General features: G+C 63.5%; 23 protein-coding genes. 13 read left to right on the forward strand and 10 right to left on the reverse strand.

Translation table 11 applies throughout. The features are described from left to right. The first annotated feature begins 83 nt into the window (after positions 1-83). The 3 genes from LJX93_RS14615 (at position 84) to LJX93_RS14625 (ending at position 1,839) form a co-directional block, all read left to right on the forward strand. Positions 84-464, forward strand: a complete 381-nt coding sequence (locus LJX93_RS14615) for a Mor transcription activator family protein (protein ID WP_033698285.1) — start codon at positions 84-86, stop codon at positions 462-464. 65 nt (positions 465-529) lie between these two features. Continuing rightward, positions 530-1,216, forward strand: coding sequence for a DUF2589 domain-containing protein (locus tag LJX93_RS14620; RefSeq protein ID WP_033698286.1), 687 nt, complete (start codon positions 530-532; stop codon positions 1,214-1,216). Positions 1,217-1,275: 59 nt separating this feature from the next. Further along, entirely contained in the window at positions 1,276-1,839 is a 564-nt protein-coding gene (locus LJX93_RS14625; RefSeq protein WP_033698288.1) for a DUF2589 domain-containing protein, read from the forward strand. Between the two features lie 9 nt (positions 1,840-1,848). Here LJX93_RS14625 and LJX93_RS14630 read toward each other — a convergent pair whose 3' ends face one another. The 3 genes from LJX93_RS14630 to LJX93_RS14640 are packed head-to-tail and all read right to left on the reverse strand — an operon-like array spanning position 1,849 to position 7,964. After that, on the reverse strand, positions 1,849-5,523 hold the full coding sequence (locus LJX93_RS14630) for a translocation/assembly module TamB domain-containing protein (RefSeq protein ID WP_047583033.1): 3,675 nt from the start codon (positions 5,521-5,523) through the stop codon (positions 1,849-1,851). Then, the gene (locus LJX93_RS14635; protein ID WP_227696097.1) at positions 5,520-7,262 is read right to left on the reverse strand and encodes an autotransporter assembly complex protein TamA; all 1,743 of its coding nucleotides are present in this window, start codon (positions 7,260-7,262) and stop codon (positions 5,520-5,522) included. The genes LJX93_RS14630 and LJX93_RS14635 overlap by 4 nt, the downstream gene beginning before the upstream one ends. Positions 7,263-7,313: 51 nt before the next feature. Next, positions 7,314-7,964 carry a GNAT family N-acetyltransferase gene (locus tag LJX93_RS14640; RefSeq protein ID WP_033698291.1) on the reverse strand — a complete coding sequence of 217 codons (651 nt, stop codon included), beginning with the start codon at positions 7,962-7,964 and terminating at the stop codon, positions 7,314-7,316. 162 nt (positions 7,965-8,126) lie between these two features. On the opposite strand from LJX93_RS14640, the gene xthA reads away from it, so the two are divergent. Continuing rightward, positions 8,127-8,939, forward strand: coding sequence for an exodeoxyribonuclease III (gene xthA, locus LJX93_RS14645; protein WP_033698293.1), 813 nt, complete (start codon positions 8,127-8,129; stop codon positions 8,937-8,939). A 109-nt stretch (positions 8,940-9,048) separates the two neighbouring features. Here the strand turns inward: xthA and LJX93_RS14650 are convergent, their stop codons facing one another. After that, the gene (locus LJX93_RS14650) at positions 9,049-9,801 is read right to left on the reverse strand and encodes an anti-sigma factor family protein (protein WP_033698295.1); all 753 of its coding nucleotides are present in this window, start codon (positions 9,799-9,801) and stop codon (positions 9,049-9,051) included. Continuing rightward, entirely contained in the window at positions 9,798-10,319 is a 522-nt protein-coding gene (locus LJX93_RS14655; protein ID WP_033698297.1) for a sigma-70 family RNA polymerase sigma factor, read from the reverse strand. Before LJX93_RS14655 ends, LJX93_RS14650 begins: the two co-directional genes overlap by 4 nt. A 131-nt stretch (positions 10,320-10,450) precedes the next feature. Here LJX93_RS14655 and LJX93_RS14660 point away from each other — a divergent pair, with 131 nt between their 5' ends. From LJX93_RS14660 to LJX93_RS14680, 5 genes are all read left to right on the forward strand, one after another. Next, positions 10,451-11,497, forward strand: coding sequence for a catalase family peroxidase (locus LJX93_RS14660; protein WP_047583032.1), 1,047 nt, complete (start codon positions 10,451-10,453; stop codon positions 11,495-11,497). After that, on the forward strand, positions 11,494-12,027 hold the full coding sequence (locus LJX93_RS14665; RefSeq protein ID WP_047583031.1) for a cytochrome b: 534 nt from the start codon (positions 11,494-11,496) through the stop codon (positions 12,025-12,027). The genes LJX93_RS14660 and LJX93_RS14665 overlap by 4 nt, the downstream gene beginning before the upstream one ends. 85 nt (positions 12,028-12,112) lie before the next feature. Then, on the forward strand, positions 12,113-13,318 hold the full coding sequence (locus LJX93_RS14670; RefSeq protein WP_186655754.1) for an MFS transporter: 1,206 nt from the start codon (positions 12,113-12,115) through the stop codon (positions 13,316-13,318). A gap of 79 nt (positions 13,319-13,397) precedes the next feature. Next, positions 13,398-13,943 carry a cupin domain-containing protein gene (locus tag LJX93_RS14675; protein ID WP_027594799.1) on the forward strand — a complete coding sequence of 182 codons (546 nt, stop codon included), beginning with the start codon at positions 13,398-13,400 and terminating at the stop codon, positions 13,941-13,943. A gap of 77 nt (positions 13,944-14,020) precedes the next feature. Beyond that, positions 14,021-14,245 carry a hypothetical protein gene (locus LJX93_RS14680; protein ID WP_371856430.1) on the forward strand — a complete coding sequence of 75 codons (225 nt, stop codon included), beginning with the start codon at positions 14,021-14,023 and terminating at the stop codon, positions 14,243-14,245. On the opposite strand, the gene LJX93_RS14685 is transcribed toward LJX93_RS14680, so the two are convergent. Together LJX93_RS14685 and LJX93_RS14690 are read right to left on the reverse strand one after the other, a co-directional pair. Beyond that, complete coding sequence (locus LJX93_RS14685; RefSeq protein WP_186655757.1) at positions 14,218-14,832, reverse strand: 2-hydroxychromene-2-carboxylate isomerase; 615 nt, start codon at positions 14,830-14,832, stop codon at positions 14,218-14,220. The genes LJX93_RS14680 and LJX93_RS14685 overlap by 28 nt on opposite strands. Before the next feature lie 28 nt (positions 14,833-14,860). Further along, positions 14,861-15,592: an SDR family oxidoreductase gene (locus tag LJX93_RS14690; RefSeq protein WP_227696099.1), complete on the reverse strand. Its 732-nt coding sequence runs from the start codon at positions 15,590-15,592 to the stop codon at positions 14,861-14,863. A gap of 88 nt (positions 15,593-15,680) precedes the next feature. Between LJX93_RS14690 and LJX93_RS14695 the strand changes: the two genes are divergently transcribed. Beyond that, on the forward strand, positions 15,681-16,244 hold the full coding sequence (locus tag LJX93_RS14695; RefSeq protein WP_033698309.1) for a TetR/AcrR family transcriptional regulator: 564 nt from the start codon (positions 15,681-15,683) through the stop codon (positions 16,242-16,244). Next, complete coding sequence (locus tag LJX93_RS14700) at positions 16,231-16,824, forward strand: DUF4157 domain-containing protein (RefSeq protein ID WP_047583028.1); 594 nt, start codon at positions 16,231-16,233, stop codon at positions 16,822-16,824. Before LJX93_RS14695 ends, LJX93_RS14700 begins: the two co-directional genes overlap by 14 nt. A 43-nt stretch (positions 16,825-16,867) precedes the next feature. Here LJX93_RS14700 and LJX93_RS14705 read toward each other — a convergent pair whose 3' ends face one another. Next, positions 16,868-17,860 carry a bile acid:sodium symporter family protein gene (locus LJX93_RS14705; protein ID WP_033698311.1) on the reverse strand — a complete coding sequence of 331 codons (993 nt, stop codon included), beginning with the start codon at positions 17,858-17,860 and terminating at the stop codon, positions 16,868-16,870. A 109-nt stretch (positions 17,861-17,969) separates the two neighbouring features. Here LJX93_RS14705 and ampC point away from each other — a divergent pair, with 109 nt between their 5' ends. After that, on the forward strand, positions 17,970-19,118 hold the full coding sequence (gene ampC, locus LJX93_RS14710; protein WP_227696100.1) for a class C beta-lactamase: 1,149 nt from the start codon (positions 17,970-17,972) through the stop codon (positions 19,116-19,118). A 297-nt stretch (positions 19,119-19,415) separates the two neighbouring features. Then, positions 19,416-19,748, forward strand: a complete 333-nt coding sequence (locus tag LJX93_RS14715; protein WP_033698313.1) for a hypothetical protein — start codon at positions 19,416-19,418, stop codon at positions 19,746-19,748. Between the two features lie 46 nt (positions 19,749-19,794). Here LJX93_RS14715 and LJX93_RS14720 read toward each other — a convergent pair whose 3' ends face one another. Beyond that, entirely contained in the window at positions 19,795-20,106 is a 312-nt protein-coding gene (locus tag LJX93_RS14720) for a hypothetical protein (protein ID WP_047583027.1), read from the reverse strand. 138 nt (positions 20,107-20,244) lie between these two features. Continuing rightward, positions 20,245-20,433, reverse strand: coding sequence for a hypothetical protein (locus LJX93_RS14725; protein ID WP_033698317.1), 189 nt, complete (start codon positions 20,431-20,433; stop codon positions 20,245-20,247). Positions 20,434-20,479: the final 46 nt, after the last annotated feature.

Below are 20,479 nucleotides of genomic sequence, written 5' to 3' on the forward strand. Positions count from 1 at the left end.
TACCTGAGAATCCAGTCACACCTTCGACATAACGCCGCGGGTGATCGCTTACCGCATCGCAACCCTGAACGAAGGAGCGTCGCATGGAGTTACCAGACCTCACCTGCATAGACATCAGCCATTTGCCGCATTCATTGCAAGCGCTGATCGACTGCATCGGTATCGAAAACGCTTTCCAGCTGACCTGCGCCTATGGCGGCAGACCCAAATACATCCCCAAGCACCGCGAGCGGACCAAGCTTGCCGATGTACTCCCGGCCGAGGCGCTCGATGCGCTGATCAAACGCTTCGCCGGCGTAGCCCTGGAAATCCCCAAGGCCGATCACTTCATGCGCCAGCTGCGCAACCTGCAGATCCAGAAAGAAAGCGCCGATGGTTTGTCACGCAGCTTGCTGGCCGACAAATACGGCTTGAGCCTGCGCCAGATCGGCAATATCCGCCGCCAGGAACCTTGCGTTCGCTAGCCAATGAGCAACGAGGTCGTTACTGACGACCCTTCATGCAACCCCACTAAAAAGAGAATCCAGCTATGTCGATAGACTCTAGCCTCATCGGATCCGTCATCAATGCCTTGCCGATGGACCGTATGATTGCAGGCCCCCTGCAAGCTATGGTCCAAGCACAGGTCACCGCCAGCAAGTCCTATGCAGACTTCCTGATGCAAGTCTGCGTTCAGGAAGGCAAGGCCGTCGCGATCCAGTTCGACTATGACGAAACCATCGTCGATGAACAGGGCGAGTACCAAGGCGTCGTCAGCAAAACGATGAAAGTGCCGCTGGTGGCAGCGATCACCCACCCGAACATCTCCATCGAAGAAGGCAAAGTCGAGTTCGAACTGACCATCAATCAGATGTCGGAAGATGTAACCGACAAAAACATGGCCGCAGAAGCCACCGGGTCCCTTGGCTGGGGGCCATTCAGCCTCAACGTCAAGGGCAGCATCAGCCACAAGTCCACGCAAACCCGCAAGACCGATACCCGCGCCCGCTACGCGTTCAACACTACCTTGAAGCGGCAGGACCCGCCCGAAGCAATGATGAGGGTCATCGACTTCCTGACCGAAGCCGCAACCAAACCCACCATCGTCAAGAGCGCGACGCTTGATAGCCCAGACGCTATCTCGCAGGCCGACAGGTTGAAAGGCCCCACGGCAGGCACCAATCCGCAGGCCCCTGGCAAACAACCAGCTGACAGTGACACCCCGCCAACAAATTGAAGCTGGCAAGAATCGCCCCCTCGCAGCAGGGGGCACCACCCCACCCAGGAGCCGAATGATTGGACAAGTCCCTAGCCCCCATGACATCCATCGACCTGCGCGAGATCACGCGGGGCCTGCAAGAAGCCGCCAGTGCCACCAACAGCCTGATTGCACAACAGTACATCAACCTGTTCGATCAGTTCTTCGACTGTGACACCGAAGCACTGGGCGCCCCGATGAAGGCCAAGATGGTCGAAGTGGCCATGGATGAGCAGCACATCATGCGCGTGCCCTTGTTTGCGCTGGTATCACCCAAGGGCCTGGCCCTGGAACGCATGCAGGTCGACTTGTCGGTTCGGGTCAAGGGCACCGAGGCGCAAGAAGCATTGCTGACCGCCAGCGAGCAAACTGCGGCCAGCTTCAAGGTCACCATTGGCGGCCAAGGCCGCCAGGGCGAAAGTCGCGACCCCGACGAGGTACAGATCCGCATGCAGTTTCAGGCCAGCGAGCCGCCTGAAGCGCTGAACCGGCTGATCGAGGAATACACCAGCCTGATCACACCGGTACGCCTACCCAGGTCCAGTCCCCCACCCCTCTCCGGCTCCAATGAATTCATCGAAGCGGCCACGGTCCGTTGCTGACCGCGGCGATCAGAAGTCCCGCTTGTAGAAGATATCCAACGAGCTGGCCAACCCGCTTGCCGCCTCGAGGTAGACCATCCGGCTCAACTTGTAGCGCAACGCGATGGTGTTGGCAGGCTCGAACACCCCTACCCCGTAACGCAGGCTCAGTTTCTCGGTCAGGTTGCCGCTGGCGACCACGCTGGTGGTGTTGCCCGAACCTTCGGTATCCAGCTGGAAATCATCGATGCCCAGGCTCGACGCCAGGCTCCCAGTGATACCGGCACTGCCGGCAAGCCCCAGGCCCAACGCTGCTTCGGCAAGCATGTTGTTGTCTTCACCCGATGTGCCCAACGGGCGCCCCAGCACCAGGTACGACAGCGCCTGCTCCTGGCTCATGGCGGGTTCGGAAAACACCTGCGTGGTCGGTTGCTCGGCACTGCCACTCAAACGGATACCGGCAATCACATCATCGACCTTGCGAATGGCCTCGATGTCCAGATACGGCTGATCAATCGGACCAGCGAACAGCAGCCGCGCCCGGCGAATGGTCAGGCGCTGCCCATAGGCACGGTAACGGCCATCGGCCAGGCTCAACTCACCCCGGGTATCGAGGTTGTCGCCGATGTGCACATGGCCGAGCAGGTTGGCAGTGAGGCCAAAACCACTGAACGACAGCTTGTCTCGCCCAACCTCGACATCGATGTCCATCGCCATTGCCAGGGGCTGTTTACCCTCTTCGGTCTGATGGCCGATGATCACCGTGTCATCGGACACCTTCACGGTCGATGGCGGAAGTTCGCGTACCGTGATCTTGCCTTTTGGCACTTGGACCTTGCCCGTCACTGCCAGCTTGTCGTCGATCAGGCGCAAGTTCAGGTCAGGGGCGACTTCCAGGGTCGCGTAGGGCTCCACCGTCACCGGCAATTGCTGCCCCTGCAAACGCAGGTCCATGCCCAGCGCCTGGCCCCAGGTCAGGTTACCGGTCAGTTGGCCGCGCCCTGCTTCGCCACTGCGCCAGTTGCCATTGAGCTGAACCTGCTCGCCCGCAATGGCTGCCTGCAATGACAAGTCTTGCAGGCTTAGCGGCAACTCGGCGCCGCTGACCTCGCCACCGCTCAACACCAGGTTGCCGTTGACCTGTGGCGCAAGCAAGGTGCCCGACAAACGACCGCTGCCATTGAGTTGCCCGGTCAGGCGCTCGACCATGGGCACGAATGGTCGGGCCACCGACAGGTCCAGGCCCGTCAGGCTGAAATCACCCGACAGCGGTTTATTCTTGCCCAGTGGGTCAATGCGGGTATTCAAGCTCAGTTCACCCAGGCGCTCGCCGCGAAATGCCAGGCGGGCATCGATACGTCGTGGCGCCAAGGTGCTGTCCAGGCGCAAGGCCTGATAAGGGAAGTCGACCCAGCGGTCCTTGTCACGCACCCGCAGGGTGCCGCCACTGGCGTCGACTACGATGCTGCCCTTGGGGCCACTGGCCGGCACATCGAGGTTGACGTCGGCGTTCAGCAGGCCTTGCCAGGCAAAATCTTTTGGCAGCCACTGGGCCAGGCTGTCCAGGGGGAACTGCTTGAGGTGATAACGCAGGCGTGGCTCCGGTGCCAGGCGCTGGTCTTCACCACACAGGCTGGCTTGACCGGAACGCCAGCAATGGGCGCCGAAATCTAGCTGGCCGCTGGCCAAGCGCTGCAAGCGTGCCGGAGCCTGCAACTGCCAGTCCTGGCCACCGGCCTGGATCCGCCCACTGGCCAACCGACCACGCCAATCGCCCTTGTTCAACTGGCCGTCCAGGCCAAGGTCGAGCTTGAGCTGCGGGCCGTCGAGCGCCAGCGTCAGGGCCTGCTGGCGAATGTCACCTTTGCCATTGGCCTGCAAGGTGCCCAGTGCCGTGTCACCCAGGTGTATGCCGCCCGCCTTGAGCTCGATCACACCACGCTGGGCGTTATCCAGCCGGGCGTCGAGGTCCAGTCGCTGGATACGGTTCTCGGCCTGCGCCAGTTGCTGGCCCTGCAGGGTGAGCGTGCCCTGGGGCGCTTGCAAGGTGCCAGCAATGTCCAGCCGGCCTTTGACTTGCCCCTGCAGCCTCGGCCATAGCTGGCCCAGGCGCGGCAGGTCGAGATCCACCCGCCCCGCCAGCCGCTGTTGCAAGCTGCCACTGCCATTGATGCGGTTGTCACCCAACTGGATCGCCAGGGCGCCGAGGGTCCAGCTCTGCCCTGCCCCTTGCGCTTCGACCTTGAGCACCGCCGGCTGACCGCGCAGGCGGCCTTTGAGGTCGAGCTGGGCATCGAGCTTAAGCTCGTCACCCTTCATTTCACCTTTGCTGCGCAGAGGCCCGGCCAGGGTACCCGGCAGTTCGGCAAGCCAATACGCAGGGTCCAGCGCCGAAAGCTGCACATCGACGTCCCATGCCAGGGTATCGGCGAAGCGCACCGCGACACTGCCGGCGGCCTTGCCCTGCCCCGCGGTGAGCGCCAGCTGCGGCAGCTTCACCTGGGTCAGGTCACCCTCGAACGGGCTGGCCAGCGTGAAGGCACCCGCCGGGCCGTCAAGGTCGCCATTGAAGGTGCCCTGGTAGTTGCCATCGCGGTAGCGAACCTGGGCGTTGAAGCGCTTGAGCGTGACGTCGGGCGGCGTTTCCAGTGGGTACAGGCGCAGCCATGGGAAATCCAGCCATTCGAGCTGGGCATCGGCGCTCAGGCCCTGTTGCCAGTCGGCACTGGCCTGTAGCTTGAGCCGCTGGCTATCGCTGGCGCTGAGGTCAAGGGCATCGAGCTTGGCACCCTTGCTGTCGACCCGCCCGGACAAGGCCAAGGCGATCGGCGACTGTTCGGCGGGCAAACTGGCCGAACCCGACAGTAAATAGCCCTTGAGCAGATCGCCCTTGGCGTTGAGTTCGAGCTGTTTGAACTGCAGGGTATCTGGCAACGAAGCAGTCGGTTTGAACGCCTCGGAGCGAATCTGCAGCGTTGCTGGCAGGTGTTCCGCCAACGCCTGCAACTCACCGCTCAAGCTTGCATCGAGGTAACCCGAGCTGGTGCCTTCGAGCGTGAGGGTTTTCTGCAGCTCGCCTTTGGCTGCCAGTGCCAGCTGCCAGCTTTTGCCCTCCACCGAGGGCAGTTGAACCTGCCCCTGCAATTGCACAGGCCAGTCGCCTTCAGGCTGCAAGTCACCTTGCAGGTCCAGGCGCAGGTCGTCCCGTTGCAGTTGCAGGCTATCGATGCGCATCCCGGTCCGGGTCCAGTGCGCCGCCAGTTGCAGATCACCGAGCAGGTCGCTGCCGTCCAGGCGCAACTGGCCGACCTTGACCTCACCCAGTTCGATGTCAACCGGCAAACGCAAGGCCGGGAGCTGCAAAGGGCCACTGTCGACTGGCGTTTCACTCGGCGCAAACGCCATGTCGATGCGCTGGGCATGCAACTGCTCGATACACAAGGTGCCACGCAACAGGCACGCGGGCGACCAAGCCAATAGAGGCGCCTGTACTTCGACTCGGTTACCGCCGTCGACCCAGCTCAGCCGACTGGCTTGCCAAGTGCCGGCCAGTCGCCCCGTGAAATCAGCAACCTCAAGCCCCGGCACCTTTGCCAACGCCCAGCGGCTGCCGCTTTCGGTACCTACCAGCATGCCAAGCGCCAGGCCCACGGCCAATACCAGGCCGAGTAGACCCAGCAGAATGAATTTGAACACACGTGTCACAGCTCAGGCCCCATGGAGAAGTGCAGGCGGATACCACCCTCGTCATCGAGTGCCTTGGCCAGGTCCAGGCGCAGCGGCCCAACCGGTGAAACCCAACGCACGCCAATACCTACCCCAGTCTTGAGGCTGGGCAGCTCGAGCGTGTTGAACGAGTTGCCTTGATCGACGAAGGTCGCCACCCGCCACTTCTCAGTCACCGAATATTGGTACTCGACGCTGCCTGCCACCAGGTAGCGCCCACCAATGCGGTCGCCATCACTGTTTTTCGGCGACAGGGTCTGGTAGTCATAGCCGCGCACGCTCTGGTCACCACCGGCGAAGAAGCGCAGCGAAGGCGGGATGTTGTTCTTGTAACCGTTGGTGGCGCTGCCGCCGAACTGCACCCGGCCGAGGAAGCGATGGTTGTGGCCGAGCGTGGTCAGGCCTTTGAGCAATACGTTGCCGTGCAGCAGGTTGGTGTCGGAAACCAGCCCTTCCTTGGCCACCTGTGTGTCGAACTGCAAGCGGTAGCCGTTGTGTGGGTCGATACGGTTGTCGCTGCGCAGGTACGAAAAGCTCACACCCGGCATCAGCAGGTTGCTCAGCCCCGAGTCATCACCCAGGCGGTATTCCTCACGCTGGTACTTGAGCGAGATGACCCGCTGCCAGCCACTGGGCAACTTGCTGTGCCATTCCGGGCCAACCGTCAGCAGCTTGCTGAGGGTGTCGGTACCGGCGATTTCCTCGTTCTGGTAACCGCCAGCAAAGCGCAACTTGTCGGTCAGCGGCGGGTCCAGCGGGATGTCGTACCACAGGCCGACGTTCTGCCGGGGGGCCGACAGCTCGGTTTCCCAGCCATAGCTGTGGCCTTGGGGGTTGACCCAGTGCCGCGTCCAGTTCGCCTTGCCGCGTGGCCCGACGTCGGTCGAGAAGCCCAGGCCCAGGCCCATGGTGCGGGGTTTGCGGGTTTCCAGGCGGACATCCACGGGGATGTCCTCACCTACGGCAGCGGTCGGCGCGGCATCTACCCGCACGCCTTCGAAGTAGCCACTTGATTGCAGGTCGTTGTTGAGCTCGGCGATCAGCTCGGAATCGTAGGCTGTGCCGGGTTTGAACGAGACCATGCGCTGCAGCAGGTCATCATCGAGGGGGGTGTCACCACCGAACTTGACTGCGCCCAGGCGATAGCGAGGGCCGCTTTGGTAGACCAGTTCGATGTCGGCCACACCGGCCTGGGGGTCGACCGCCAGGCGCTGGCGGCTGAAGCGGCCGGCGAAGAACCCATAGCGCGAGGCCTGATTCTGGATCAGCCGCTTGGCATCCTCATACAGGCCGTGGTTGAGCTGCTCGCCAGCGCGCAACGCCTTGCTGTCGGGCACCCGGAACGCCTTCATTTCACTGGCAGGGCCTTCGATACGCACGGTCACGTCGCGCAGCCTTACCGGCTCGCCCGGCGTGATCTGGATGATCAGTTGCGCGGGTTGCTCGGCCTTGGCAGGGGGCTTGACCTCGGTTTCGATCTGGGCCTGATAGTAGCCAAGTGCCTGCGCTGCTTTGCGCGCCTGCTCCTCGGCCCCGCGGCTGAAGCGCAATAGCGCTTCTTCGTCGCGGTCGCCAAGGTTGCCAATATAGCCTTCGACATTGGCCTTGAGCGCTTTGTTGGCGGGCTTTACCTTCACCAACAACTCGCTCTGGCCCCATGCTGCAAAACTGGCGACCCAGAAAACCAGGCCCCAGGTCAATCTTCCTGAATACGTCATGCGGCGCATGCTACCAGAGCCGGGCGCTCAAGGGAGCCGTCTGGCGGCCTGTCAGGCAAAAGCAGGATTCGAAGAGACCGGGTTGGGGTGAAAAAATACCCGCTCGCGGATAGGCCCTACAGCAACCTCGCCAATTTCCTCATAGCCCTGACGCTGATAGAACGCCAGGTAGTGCTCATTGCCGGTGTCCAGCACCACGCCCTGGGTGCTCGGGTCTTCTGCGCACCAGTCATGCACAGCCTGTAACAATTGCTCGCCGTACTGGCGCCCCTGAAACTGTGGATGCACCCCCAGCAACGGCAACACGTGCACCTGGTCTGTGGGCAGGCAACTGGCCAATGCCGCCTGGTAATCCATATAGCGCCGTGTGCAGCGCAGGCCAGTACCCAGCATCATGCGCAAACGCCAGGCCCAGCTGTCGGCCACCCCCAGCCTGCGCAGCGGCGGCACGATCAGGGCCACGGCAATCAGGCGGTCATCCACCAACAGGCCGATTGCAGGCAATTGCAGATAGAAATGCTGGCGTACCCATTCACGCACCATCACGCGCAAACGCCGCTCATAGCCTGGGCGCTGCGCTTCGAAAATGTAGGCGAACGTAGGCTCGTGGCGGTAGGCGTTGTACAGCAGCGAACGTGCCTCGCGACTGTAACCATCGTCGAGCTGGCAGATACGGGCTGGGGTGGCAGTGGTGTCGGGCATTGCGGGCAGTCCTCCTGGAATGGGCTTACAGTGCCTTGGAGGGGCGCCACCGCGCATCGTTCACCCCCTACAGCACGTTAGCAGCAGCACCCGCAACCCGCCATGCTGGTGATGACGCGCGATGTCGGCTAGCATCGCGGCTTTTGCCAGGATTGTCTTTCCATGAAGATCGTCTGTTTCAACATCAACGGCCTGCGTGCCCGCCCGCATCAGCTGGCGGCCTTGATCGACAAGCACCAGCCGGACGTGATCGGCCTGCAGGAAACCAAGGTCAGTGACGATCAGTTCCCGCTGGCCGATGTCCAGGCGCTGGGTTACCACGTGCACTACCACGGCCAGAAGGGTCACTACGGCGTTGCCTTGCTGTCGCGCCAGGCCCCCCTGAGCCTGCACAAGGGCTTTGCCACCGATGAAGAAGACGCCCAGCGCCGTTTCATCTGGGGCACCTTCGCCGATGCCGATGGCAACCCGGTCACCATCATGAACGGCTACTTCCCCCAGGGTGAAAGCCGCGACCACCCCACCAAGTTCCCGGCCAAGCAGCGCTTCTACAGTGACCTGCAGGCGTTGCTCGAAGGTCAGTTCCGCAATGACCAGCCGGTGCTGGTGATGGGCGACATGAACATCTCGCCCCAGGACTGCGACATCGGCATCGGCCCGGACAATGCCAAACGCTGGCTCAAGACTGGCAAATGCAGCTTCCTGCCCGAAGAGCGCGAGTGGATGGAGCGCCTCAAGGGCTGGGGATTGGTCGACAGCTTCCGCCACCTGTACCCGGAAGTGGCCGACCGCTTCAGCTGGTTCGATTACCGTAGCCGTGGTTTCGAGGACGATCCAAAACGTGGCCTGCGCATCGACCTGATCATGGCCTCGCAGCACCTGGTGCCGCGGATCAAGGCAGCGGGCGTGGACTATGAACTGCGTGGGATGGAAAAGCCGTCAGACCATGCGCCGATCTGGCTGGAGTTGAGCTGATCGAGGCTGGGTGTAGGCGGTAGATTTGCAGCGCCTGGGAGATCGAGCGCCGCGCGGGCGGCGCTCGATCTCATAAACGCTGAAAATCCACCGCCCTGCACCTGCCGCTCTACAACCCCAACCGCAACGCCGCCCCCACCCCTGCCCCACGCGTATCGTCCGCCGCGCTGACCAGCGCAAAGTTGTAAGCCCCATGTGACCAATACCGCGCCTCCAGTTGCCCATCAACCCGCTGCCCATCAGGCATGCGTTGGTAATGCTCGCTGGGCGAGCGCATGAACAGGCTGATCCGTTCACCCTTGCCATCCTGAAACACCAACAATGCCGCCGGCCCCTGCTCGTTGCTGAGCAATCGCGCGCCCACCGGCCGGAACCCGTAACCCGCCAGATCCGGCAACTGCCCTACGCGGTTGAAGTGACGCCCCAGCCATTCACGCAATTGGGTCGGGTCGCTGGCCTGGATATCCAGCGCCTCACTGCCGGCAAACAACCGATGAGCCTGGACCGCATCGGCCATCGGCAGATCGACCCTTACCAGCGTGGCATCCCGCATCTGCCAGCCGCCCATCCCCCCCACGCCGAGCGCCAGCAGCAACACCGCCGCCGACGCCCAGCGCCGTTGACGACGCTGGCGCAGCCGCAGGCGCAGCTGGCCCAGGTCGAGTTGCGCAGCCCCTGGTTGTTCACCCAGGCCGGCCAATGCCGCACGCAGGCGGCGGGCATCACTGCGCCAGGCCTCGACCCTGGCCGCTTGCTGCGGGTTGGCCGTAAGCCAGGCCTGCACTTCGGCCCGACGCCCCGGCGCCAGGCGTTCATCGACATAAGCATGCAATTCGTCTTCGCTGGGGATTAGGCGCGTCATTTCAGTCTCCGCAAGGCCGGGGGTTGAGGGTTGCCCTCGGTCAGTTCGCGCAAGGCATTGCGGGCGCGCGACAGGCGCGACATCACAGTACCGATGGGGATGCCCAAAGCCTGGGCGGCCTCCTTGTAACTCAAGCCTTCGATGCTCACCAGCAACAGCAAGGCACGCTGCTCGGCAGACAACCGGGCAAACGCCTGCAGGTCGGCCTGGGCCAGGACGATGGCCTCGATATTGCCGCCGACCGGCTCGCTTTCCACCTCGGCACGGCCAAACCAGGACAGCCAACGGGCATGCAGGCGGTCGCGACGCTTGCCGTCGAGAAACAGCCGGTAAAGGATGGTGAACAGCCAGGCGCGCAGCGCCTCTGCCTCGCGTTGCTGGCCATGGCGGCTCAAGGCGCGCTCGACGGTGGCTTGCACCAGGTCGTCGGCGCTGCCGGGTTCGCGCGTCAACCACAAGGCAAAGCGCCGCAGACGTGCAAGCAGCTCGCGCCATTGGTGTTCGTCCAGATCGTGCATGGCAAATGTCCCGGCCTCTGGGGTTGTCAGTGTATGGGGCAGACGCCCGGCAACAAAATCTATTCCCTCCCAGGGAATAAGTTTTGCCCTGCCCCGTCGTACCGGCATCTTCACTGAACCGGACGACAACCATGAACTCACCCTTGTACGGCCCCGCCAAGGCCCTGCGCCTGGCCGCCATCGGCGCTGTGATGCTGGCAGCGGGCGTTGGCTTTGCCTATGCCGCAGGCTGGATCGGCGCAGCCAAGCTGACGCCGCAGCGCATCATCGACACCTTCGAAGCCCAGGCCGGGCACTACCCGGGCTACCGCAAGAACCACGCCAAAGGCCTGTGCGTCAGCGGCTACTTCCAGGCCAGCGGGCAGGCTGCCAGCCTGTCCACGGCGCGGGTGTTCAGCCAGGCACGGGTGCCGGTGATCGGCCGCTTCGCCATCGGTGGCGCCAACCCTTATGCGCCAGACACCGCCATCCCGGTGCGCAGCCTGGCGCTTCAGTTGAGCAGCGACGACGGGCAGGTCTGGCGTACCGGCATGAACAACCCGCCCGTGCTGGCGGTGAGCACGCCGCAAGCCTTCTATGAACAGGTACTGGCGAGCACGCCTGACCCAGCCACCGGCAAACCGGACCCTGCCAGGCAGCAGGCGTTCTTCGCGGCTCACCCTGAAAGCGCGGCGTTCCGCCAGTGGGCCGCGAGCTACAAGCCAAGCAACAGCTTTGCCAGCACCCAGTACCACAGCATCAATGCCTTTCGCCTGATCGACGCCGCCGGGGCAGCCCAGCCAGTGCGCTGGCAACTGGAGCCGCAGACGGCGTTTACGGCGCTGCCAGGGCAGGTGGACGACAAACTGTTCCTGCAGCATGACCTGCAACAGCGCCTGGCCCAAGGGCCGCTGCGCTGGACCCTGCGCCTGGTCCTGGCCGAGCCCGGTGACGCCGTGGACGACCCCGCCAGCCCCTGGCCTGCACAGCGGCGCAGTGTGGATGCCGGCACGCTCGTGCTCGAACAGGTGGACGCTGCTGAACAAGGCGCTTGTCGAGACCTGAACTTCGACCCGCTGATCCTGCCCCATGGCATCGAAGCGTCCGCCGACCCGATCCTCGCCGCCCGTTCGGCCGCGTATTCGGAATCGTTCAACCGCCGCAGCCGCGAATCGCTCGGCACCGGAGCCCGCCCATGAAACCCGAAGCCTTCCATCCCCTCGCTCGCCTGCTGCACTGGCTGATGGCCGTGCTGATCGTGGCCATGCTGTTCATCGGCGTGAGCATGGTCAGCGACCTGTCACTGCGCCATCCATTGCTGATCGAGCTGCACAAGGCAACGGGCCTGGCCTTGCTGGTACTGGTGCTGCTGCGTATTGCCCTGCGCTTGACGCTGCCTCACCCATCGCTGCCACGCGACCTGCCAACGCTGCAACGGCTCGCCGCCGGGGCCTCGCACCTGGTGCTCTATGCCTTGATGCTGGCCATGCCCCTGCTGGGTTGGGCGATGCTTTCGGCCGGCGGTTATCCGCGGCCCCTGCAGTTGCCTGCGATCGCCCCGCATGACCTTCAGCTGTATGCCGTGCTGCGCCAAGCCCACGGATGGGCCGGCTACCTGCTGTTCGCGACGGTTGTGCTGCACCTGGGCGCAGCCCTGATGCATGCCTTGGTGCGTCGCGACGGCGTCTTGCGTAGCATGTGGCCTGGCCCCCTGCGTCGCAGCGACTGAGCCGAAGCGGTCCGGGGCGTTCGACATTCGATAATAATTCTTATTAAGATCGGCGTACTTTTCGCTAAAAACTCTGGACTGCCCTATGAACGTCGCAAAGGATCCTGCCACTCTCGTTCCTGCCAGCACCCTGGACTTACGCCCACTGCTGCTGGCCAACATGGCCTGTACCATGTCGATGATGGCCTTCGTCGCCCTGATCGGCCCGATCGCACGCCAACTCGGCATGGCCACCTGGCAAGCCGGTGCCGCCGTGACGGTGGCCGGTGTGGTCTGGGTACTGCTGGCCCGCCCCTGGGGCCGCGCGGCCGACCGGCTCGGGCGCCGGCGCGTGCTGCTGCTTGGCAGCGCAGGCTTCACCCTCGCCTACTGGCTGTTGTGCCTGTTCGTCGAAGGCGCGCTGCGCTGGCTGCCGGGCGCAACCCTGGCCTTTATCGGCCTGATGCTAGCCCGCGGGTGCATCGGGGCGTTCTATGCCGCCATCCCGGTGGCCTGCAATGCAATGATCGCCGACCATGTCGAACCGCAGCAGCGGGCGCGGGCCATGGCCTCGCTGGGTGCGGCCAACGCCGTCGGCCTGGTGCTGGGCCCGGCCTTGGCCGCACTGCTGGCGCGGCACAGCCTGAGCCTGCCGTTCCACCTCATGTCGCTGCTGCCGGCCTGCGCGTTCTTCGTGCTGCTGTTCACCCTCAAGCCACAGGCACTGGCCAAAAGCCACGCGCCCAGCCCTGTGCACTTGAGCGATCCGCGCCTGCGCCGGCCTTTGCTGGTGGCCTTCAGCGCCATGCTCAGTGTCACAGTGTCGCAAATCACCGTCGGCTTCTTCGCCCTCGACCGCCTGCACCTGGGCCCGGCCGAGGCCGCCCAGGCTGCCGGCATCGCCTTGACCACGGTGGGTGTGGCACTGATCCTGGCGCAGGTGGTGCTGCGCCAACTGGAGTGGCCGCCGTTGAAAATGATTCGGGTGGGTGCCAGTGTCTCGGCGGTCGGTTTTGCCTGCGGCGCACTGGCGGCCACGGCGCCCTGGCTGTGGGCCTGCTACTTCGTCGCCGCCGCCGGCATGGGCTTTGTGTTCCCGGCATTCTCGGCACTCGCCGCCAATGCCATGCAAGCCTCTGAACAAGGTGCCACCGCCGGCTCGATCGGCGCTGCCCAGGGCATGGGCGCGGTGATCGGGCCACTGGCCGGCACGCTGGTGTATGCCCTCGACCCGCGCTTGCCGTTCCTGGCGGTGGCTGCGCTTTTGCTGCTGGTCGGGCTATGGCCGATGCCACGCGAGAAGCGGGCCTGATAAGCACAGCGCGCAAGCGTGCAGAGTGTGCTTTAATGCGTCGCTCATTATTTTTGACACCTCTGATTACAAGGCGGCTATGGACACGGGGACGCGACTCAAACTGGTGCGTGAACGCAACAACCTCTCCCAACGGGAACTGGCCCGCCGCAGCGGGCTGACCAACTCGACGATCTCGCAGATCGAACAGAACCGCGTCAGCCCTTCGGTCAGCTCCCTGAAAAAACTGCTCGAAGGCATCCCGATGAGCCTGGCGGAGTTCTTCAGCTTCGACGAGCCAGTACGGGAAGAGCGCTTCGTGTTCCGCGCCAGCGAGCAACCAGACCTGGGCCGCAACGGCCTGCGCATGCTGCTGGTCGGCGCCAGTGTCGAGGCGCGGCAGATGCGCATGTTGCGCGAGCTGTACGCACCGGGCGCCGATTCGGGCGAGCCGATCGTGCATGCAGAGGGCGAAGAGTGCGGCCTGGTCACCCGTGGCACGGTCGAATTGTGGGTCGATGGCCAGGTTAGCGTGCTCAACTCGGGCGATGGCTACTACATCCCCACCACCCTGCCCCACAGCTTCAAGAACATCGGCCAGGATGAGGCCGAGATCATCAGTGCCAATACCCCGGCGAATTTCTGACAGTGAGCCGCAGCGGTACCGTGAGCACGCGGGAAGCGTATCAGCGCTTGCGCGACGCAGCCCTGGGTGTTCACACCCTGCAAATAAGCGCCCACCGCCACGATGGCCTGGTCGATGTGACGATCGAAGGCTGGCAGATGACCCTGGCCGTGGACGCTGAAGGCCTTGCCCATTGCGTCCACTGCCAGGCACCCAACGGCGATCAGGCCGGGCTTGAAGACTGGTACCGCTATGGCACCAACCCGGCCGACCTGCTCAGCCTGTGGGAGCGCACTCAGCTGGAAACACGCCTGGCACGCTGACGCAGCGCGTCCTCGACAAAGTCCAGGCGGTCTTGCCCAAAGAACATCTCATCACCAACAAAGCAGGTCGGTGCGCCAAACACGCCGCGCGCCACCGCATCCTCCGTCGCCTGCTTGAGCGCAGCCTTCACTTGCACATCGCCGGCCAGCGCACTGAATGCGGCAATGTCGAAGCCCGCCTGCTCCAGGGTCTGTTGCAACACTGCCGCGTCACCCAGATTGCGCCGCTCGCCCCACATCCCAGTGAACAATGCCCTCAACAGCGCCTCGAAGCGCTGCGGGTCTTGCAACTGCGTGCCGATCACCCCGCGCATCAGCATCAAGGTATTGAGCGGAAACCCCGGCGGCAGCCCGAACGGTACACTGTAGCGGGCAGCGAAGCGCCCCAGGTCGGTGAACATGTAGCGACCCTTGGCCGGGATCATTGCCGGGGACGCATTGCCGGTGGCCTGGAACACCCCGCCCAGCAGCATGGGCCGGTAGTGCAGCGTTGCGCCTTGGCGGGCGCACATACCCGGCAGTTGCGTCCACGCCAGGTAGCTGGCCGGGCTACCAAGATCAAAGAAGAATTCGACGGTATTGGTCATGGGTACGGTCCTTGATCGATGAGGGGGCTTACCAGCGTTCCATCCAGGGGCGCAGGTCCAGTTCGAATGTCCAGGCGTCTCGCGGCTGGGCGTGAAGGAACCAGTAGCTGTCGGCAATGTGAGCCGGGTCAAGGATGCCATCCTGGTCCTTCAGGGCGTAGCGCTCGGGGAAGCTGTCACGAATGAACGCGGTATCGATGGCACCATCCACCACCACATGGGCCACATGGATATTGCGCGGCCCCAACTCGCGCGCCATGCTCTGCGCCAACGCCCGTAGGCCGTGCTTGGCGCCGGCGAATGCGGCAAAGCCAGCGGCACCCCGTGTACCTGCGGTAGCGCCGGTAAACAGAATCGTGCCGCGCTCACGCACCACCATGCGCCGGGCCACTGCCTGAGCGGTCAGAAACCCGGCAAAACAGGCCATTTCCCAGATCTTGAAGTACTTGCGTGGCGTTTCATCGAGAATGCTGCAAGGCACATTGGCGCCGATATTGAAGACAAACGCCTCGATCGGGCCAATATCACGCTCGATGGTCTCCACCAGCGCCGCCACCTCATCTGCCTTGCGCGCATCGGAGCCAAAGCCATGGGCCTGGCCGCCTGCTGCGCGTATTTCGTCCAGTAGCGGTTGCAGCTTGTCAGCCTGTCGGCGGGTGACGCAGGCGACGTAGCCCTCCCTGGCGAACCGTTTGGCAATCTCGCCCCCGGTGGCATCCCCCGCGCCGATCACAAGCACTACTTTTTGTTGTCGAGTCATGTGCGCCTCTTTGGTGAATGATCGTTTAGTAAACGAACGCTATGTTATGATCGGCCCCATCGTCAAGCCAGCGCGCAGAGGTTCATGAATGCGCTATTCCAGCGAGCACAAGCAACAAACCCGCGAAAAGCTGTTGGCCACCAGCGGTGCGCTAGCCAAACGCGGTGGCTTTACCAGCACCGGCGTGGCCGGGCTGATGAAGGCCATCGGGCTGACCGGCGGTGCCTTTTACAACCACTTCCCGTCCAAGGATGATCTGTTCACCGAAGTGGTGCGTCAGGAACTCTGCAATAGCCCACTGGCACGCCTGGCCAGCCAAGGCGCCAGCCGCGAACGCCTTGGCCGTTGCCTGCAGCAGTACCTGAGCATGGCTCACTTGCACAATGCCGAAGGTGGCTGCCCGTTGCCGCCGCTAGGGGTGGAAATCGCCCGGGCAGACCTTGCAGTGCGAGAGGTGGCCGAGCATTGGCTGGTCGAGCTGCACAAGGCCTGGGCTGCCACACTGGAGGATGAAGCGTTGGCCTGGGTGTTGATCAGCCAATGCGTCGGCGCGTTGCTGGTCGGGCGCATGCTGGCCAGTCAGGCGGTGCAATCGCAGGTGCTGGACGCCAGCCGCACCTTCGTTGAAAAGGCCTTGAATGAAACCCGTTAACCTGTTGCTTGGCCTGTGCCTGAGTGCGCCGGTACTGGCCGAGCAAGCCTGCCCGCCGGGGCAGTATCAGGTATGCCTGATGGGGTGTTTTTGCGCCCCGGTCGACCCAGGGCAGGCCGGGCAGATCCTCAAGGACGTGGAAGCCATGGCGTCGACCAGCCTGGCCTACGCATTGCGCCAGGCCCGCGACGAGGCCAATGCCAGCGGCAGTGAACCGATCCCCCTGCACATCCGCGCCCAGCTCGAGCCCTGGTATGACTTCGCCGTGCTCGATGCCGTCCGCTTCAGGGTGGGCGACGAACAGCAGATGAGCGCAGCCAATGCCATGCTGCAGAACCCCGACGTTAATGCGGTGACGTTGATCGACACGATCATCTTTCGCCATGCCAGCGATGCGCAAGACAATGTGGCCCTGTGGGCGCACGAGCTCATGCACGTGCAGCAATACCAGGCGCTGGGGCTAGAAGAATTCGCCCGGCGCTACACGCGTGATTTCAATGAGCTTGAAGGGCCCGCTTACAAGATAGAGGCCGAAGTGGCCAAGGCGCTCCGAGAGCGCAGCTCCGGCCAGGCAAGGTAACGTGTAGGAGCGGCCTCCCGGCGAGGCCGCCCCTACACCCACATCATGACGCCGCAGGAGCCTTTTCGGCCAACCCCTCACGGCTGGCATAACGCTGCGCCAGCACCGCGCAGACCATCAGCTGGATCTGATGAAACAGCATCAGCGGCAGGATCATCGCGCCAATGCCACTGCCCACGAACAGCACCTGAGCCATCGGCACCCCAGTGGCCAGGCTCTTCTTCGAGCCGGCGAACAGGATGGTGATGCGGTCCTCCAGGTCGAAGCCAAGCAGTTTGCCAAGCAAGCGGGTACCGTACAGCACCACCGCCAACAAGATCCCGCACACCACAAACAGCCCCGCCAAGTGTTGTGGCGACACCGTGTGCCACAGGCCGGTAACCACCGCCTCACTGAAGGCGGTGTAGACCACCAGCAGGATCGAGCCCTGGTCCACGACCTTGAGCCAGCGCGCGTTGCGCTTGACCCACGCGCCAATCCAGCGGCGGGCGATCTGCCCGGCTACGAAGGGCACCAGCAGCTGCAGGGTAATCTTCAGCACCGCATCCAGCCCCGAGCCGGTATCACCGCTGGCGCCCAGCAGCATCATCACCAGCAGTGGCGTGAGGAAGATACCCAGCAGGCTGGAAGCCGCCGCGCTGCAAATGGCTGCCGGCACGTTACCGCGGGCCAGCGAGGTGAAGGCAATGGCCGACTGTACCGTGGCTGGCAACGCACACAGATACAGCACGCCCAGGTACAGCTCGTTGCCCACCAGCGGCACAAACAACGGCTTGAACGCCAGCCCCAGCAAGGGGAACAGCACGAACGTGCAGGAGAACACCAGCAAGTGCAGGCGCCAGTGCCCGGCGCCGGCGATGATCGCTTCGCGCGACAGCTTGGCACCGTGCAGGAAGAACAGCAGGCCGATAGCCAGGTTGGTCAGCCAGCCGAAATACACCGCCCCGTCGCCCGAGCAGGGCAGCACAGTGGCGATGAGCACCACCCCGAGCAAGGCCAGGGTGAAGTTGTCGAATAACATGCGCAAATACTTCATAACAGTTTCCGTCTTGTCGTTATGCAACGGCAGACGATAAGGTCTCGGTTTATTTTTCGCTAACGCCGGAACCCCCACCGGTATCGCTCAACGGACAAAGGACTACTTGATGCCACGCTATCGCCTTGCGCCCTTCCCTCTCGCGGCTGCACTGGCCATGGGTGCAATCACCGCGCAGGCGGCCGATCCGCTGCAGGCCCAGGTAGACGAGATCATCCAGCCGCTCATGCAGGAACACCAAATCGCCGGTATGGCGGTAGCGCTGTACGCCGATGGCCAGGCGCACTACTTCAACTATGGCGTGGCCAATAAGGCGGATAACTCGCCGGTTAGCGCCGATACCCTGTTTGAGGTCGGCTCGCTGAGCAAGACTTACACCGCTACGCTTGCGGCGCTGGCCAGCGCCGAAGGCAAGCTTGACCTACAGGCCCCTGCCCAGCGCTACCAGCCCGCCCTCGCCGGCACACCGCTGGGCGAAGCCAGCGTGCTGGAATTCGGTGCCTACAGCGCCGACTGCCTGCCATTGCAGTTCCCCGACGCGGTGCACACAGACCAACAGGTGCTGGCCTTCTTCCGCCACTGGCAACCCGTTGCCAAACACGGCACCCAGCGCTGCTACTCGAACCCCAGCCTGGGGTTGTTCGGTGACCTGGCGGCGCGCGCGCAGCAGCGCCCATTCGCCGAGCTGATGACCGAGGGGCTTCTCCCGCAAATGGGCCTCAAGCACACCTACCTGCACGTACCGGCCGATGCACAGCGGCTTTATGCGCAAGGGTACGACGCGCATGACCAGCCGGTACGCGTCAGCTCGGGGCCCTTTGCCGATGCGGCCTATGGCATCAAGACCAACGCCACCGACTTGCTGCGCTACGTGCGCCTGCACATGCAGCCGGCCGAGCTTGCGCCAACCCTGCAAAAGGCTGCCGCCATTACCCAGGCCGGCTACTTCCAGGTCGGTAGCATGACCCAAGGCCTGGGCTGGGAGCGTTACCCCTACCCGGCGTCACTCGACACCCTGGTCAATGGCAACAGCTCCAAGTTCGCCCTTGCGCCACAGGCCACCCGCCGCCTCAACCCCGAGCTCCCGGCCGTGCCTGACGCCTGGTACAACAAGACCGGCGCCACCAACGGTTTCGGTGCCTATGTGGCGTTCATTCCGGCGCAAGGCAAAGCCATCGTACTGCTTGCCAACCGCAACTATCCCAACGAGGCACGCGTGCGCGTCGCGTACCGGATTCTCTCGTCCCTCGACCACTGACAGGCCCTTCCGGCAGGATTGTCGGACAAGATGTAGTGAGAAAAAATATTCACTACAAAACGGTTGACGCCGTTCATCGCCCTTGGGCATGATGAGGCTGTCTCCCCGATCGGGAGCGGTGGCAAGGGTGTTCCAGACGGCCTGCGCGGTAACGCAGGCCGTCCGTGGAGAGGGAACTGTCCAAAAGGCAGCGTGTGAAAGCCCCTGTTGCGATGCTGCTGTAGCAGCGTTGGTAGTGCGCTACACCGTGGTAGCGCCAACTGTGAAAATCACCTACGAATGGGTAATGGGGGCTTTATGATGAACTTGAACAACAATCCCACAATCGACCAATTGGCCCAGCTGTTCGCCGTGCGCAAAGACAGCCTCGACGACCATCTGCTGTGGGTCAGCCAGACCGGTGAGGTGCGTCTCGACCGCCTGCCGCCGAACACCATCGAAGATGAATTCGAAGAGCACCTGCCAAGCATGCGTGCACGCTTCAAGGTCTACCGACGTGGCCAGGGCTACGTCGGCAAGAAGGCCGCCGCCGACACCGAGTTCGTTGGCCGCGTCCTGCAGACCCTGCAACAAGAATGGCCCGCCGCCCGTGAGCGGGGGGCAGTCAAGGTGATCGAACCGCTCAACTGAGTGGCCTCACCCGCCATGGAGCCCGGCCCGCAAAGGCCGGGCTTTTTCATGCCCGCCGACGCGTGCGCGCCATCGCTGGCAAGGGCAATGCGCCGGTGGCCAGCGCGCGGGCCCGCTCGACGCCCCAGACCAACGCCCGGGTCATGGTCTCACCCGGGCGCGCTGGGTAATACTCTTCCAGCAATGCCCGGCCATTCCCAGCGTAGATACCGAGAAACAGCTGGGTAGCGCCCAGGCGCGACAGGCGCACCTGCACGTCGAGCGTGGTGCCGTCACTGAGCGCTTCATCGTGGCTGCGGCTGTGCAGCTGAGCGTCCGCCCACTGCCAATAGGTCTCTTCCCTGACTCGCATGAGCATTCAATCTCCCTTTGCTGAAATGCCGCGCCAGAAAACCACATCCACGGCTATCCGGCGAGTGCAACCCGGCGATGCCATGAGCAGCGTCAACGAATATCAACAAAAACCCCGCCGTTCGGCGGGGTTGCTGGAGCGGGATCACTTTTTCAGCGGAACCCGCGGCATGAAGCGGCCCTTTTTGCTGCGCTGCAGATGTGCAGGCTGAAGCTGTTCCGAATCATCCAGCGTCATGTGGGCGAAACCCAGGCGGAATGCCGACTGGCCGCAACGCACCTGGCTGTTGATCGGGAATGCGTCGTTCAGGTCTTCGAAAAAGGATTCGCTCATGCCCTGTCTCCCTCCAGTGAGGTCGCGTCGGCAAGCAGATACGTTG

It is taken from the genome of Pseudomonas sp. HN2-3 (assembly GCF_020691745.1).
Lineage (GTDB): Bacteria > Pseudomonadota > Gammaproteobacteria > Pseudomonadales > Pseudomonadaceae > Aquipseudomonas > Aquipseudomonas capeferrum.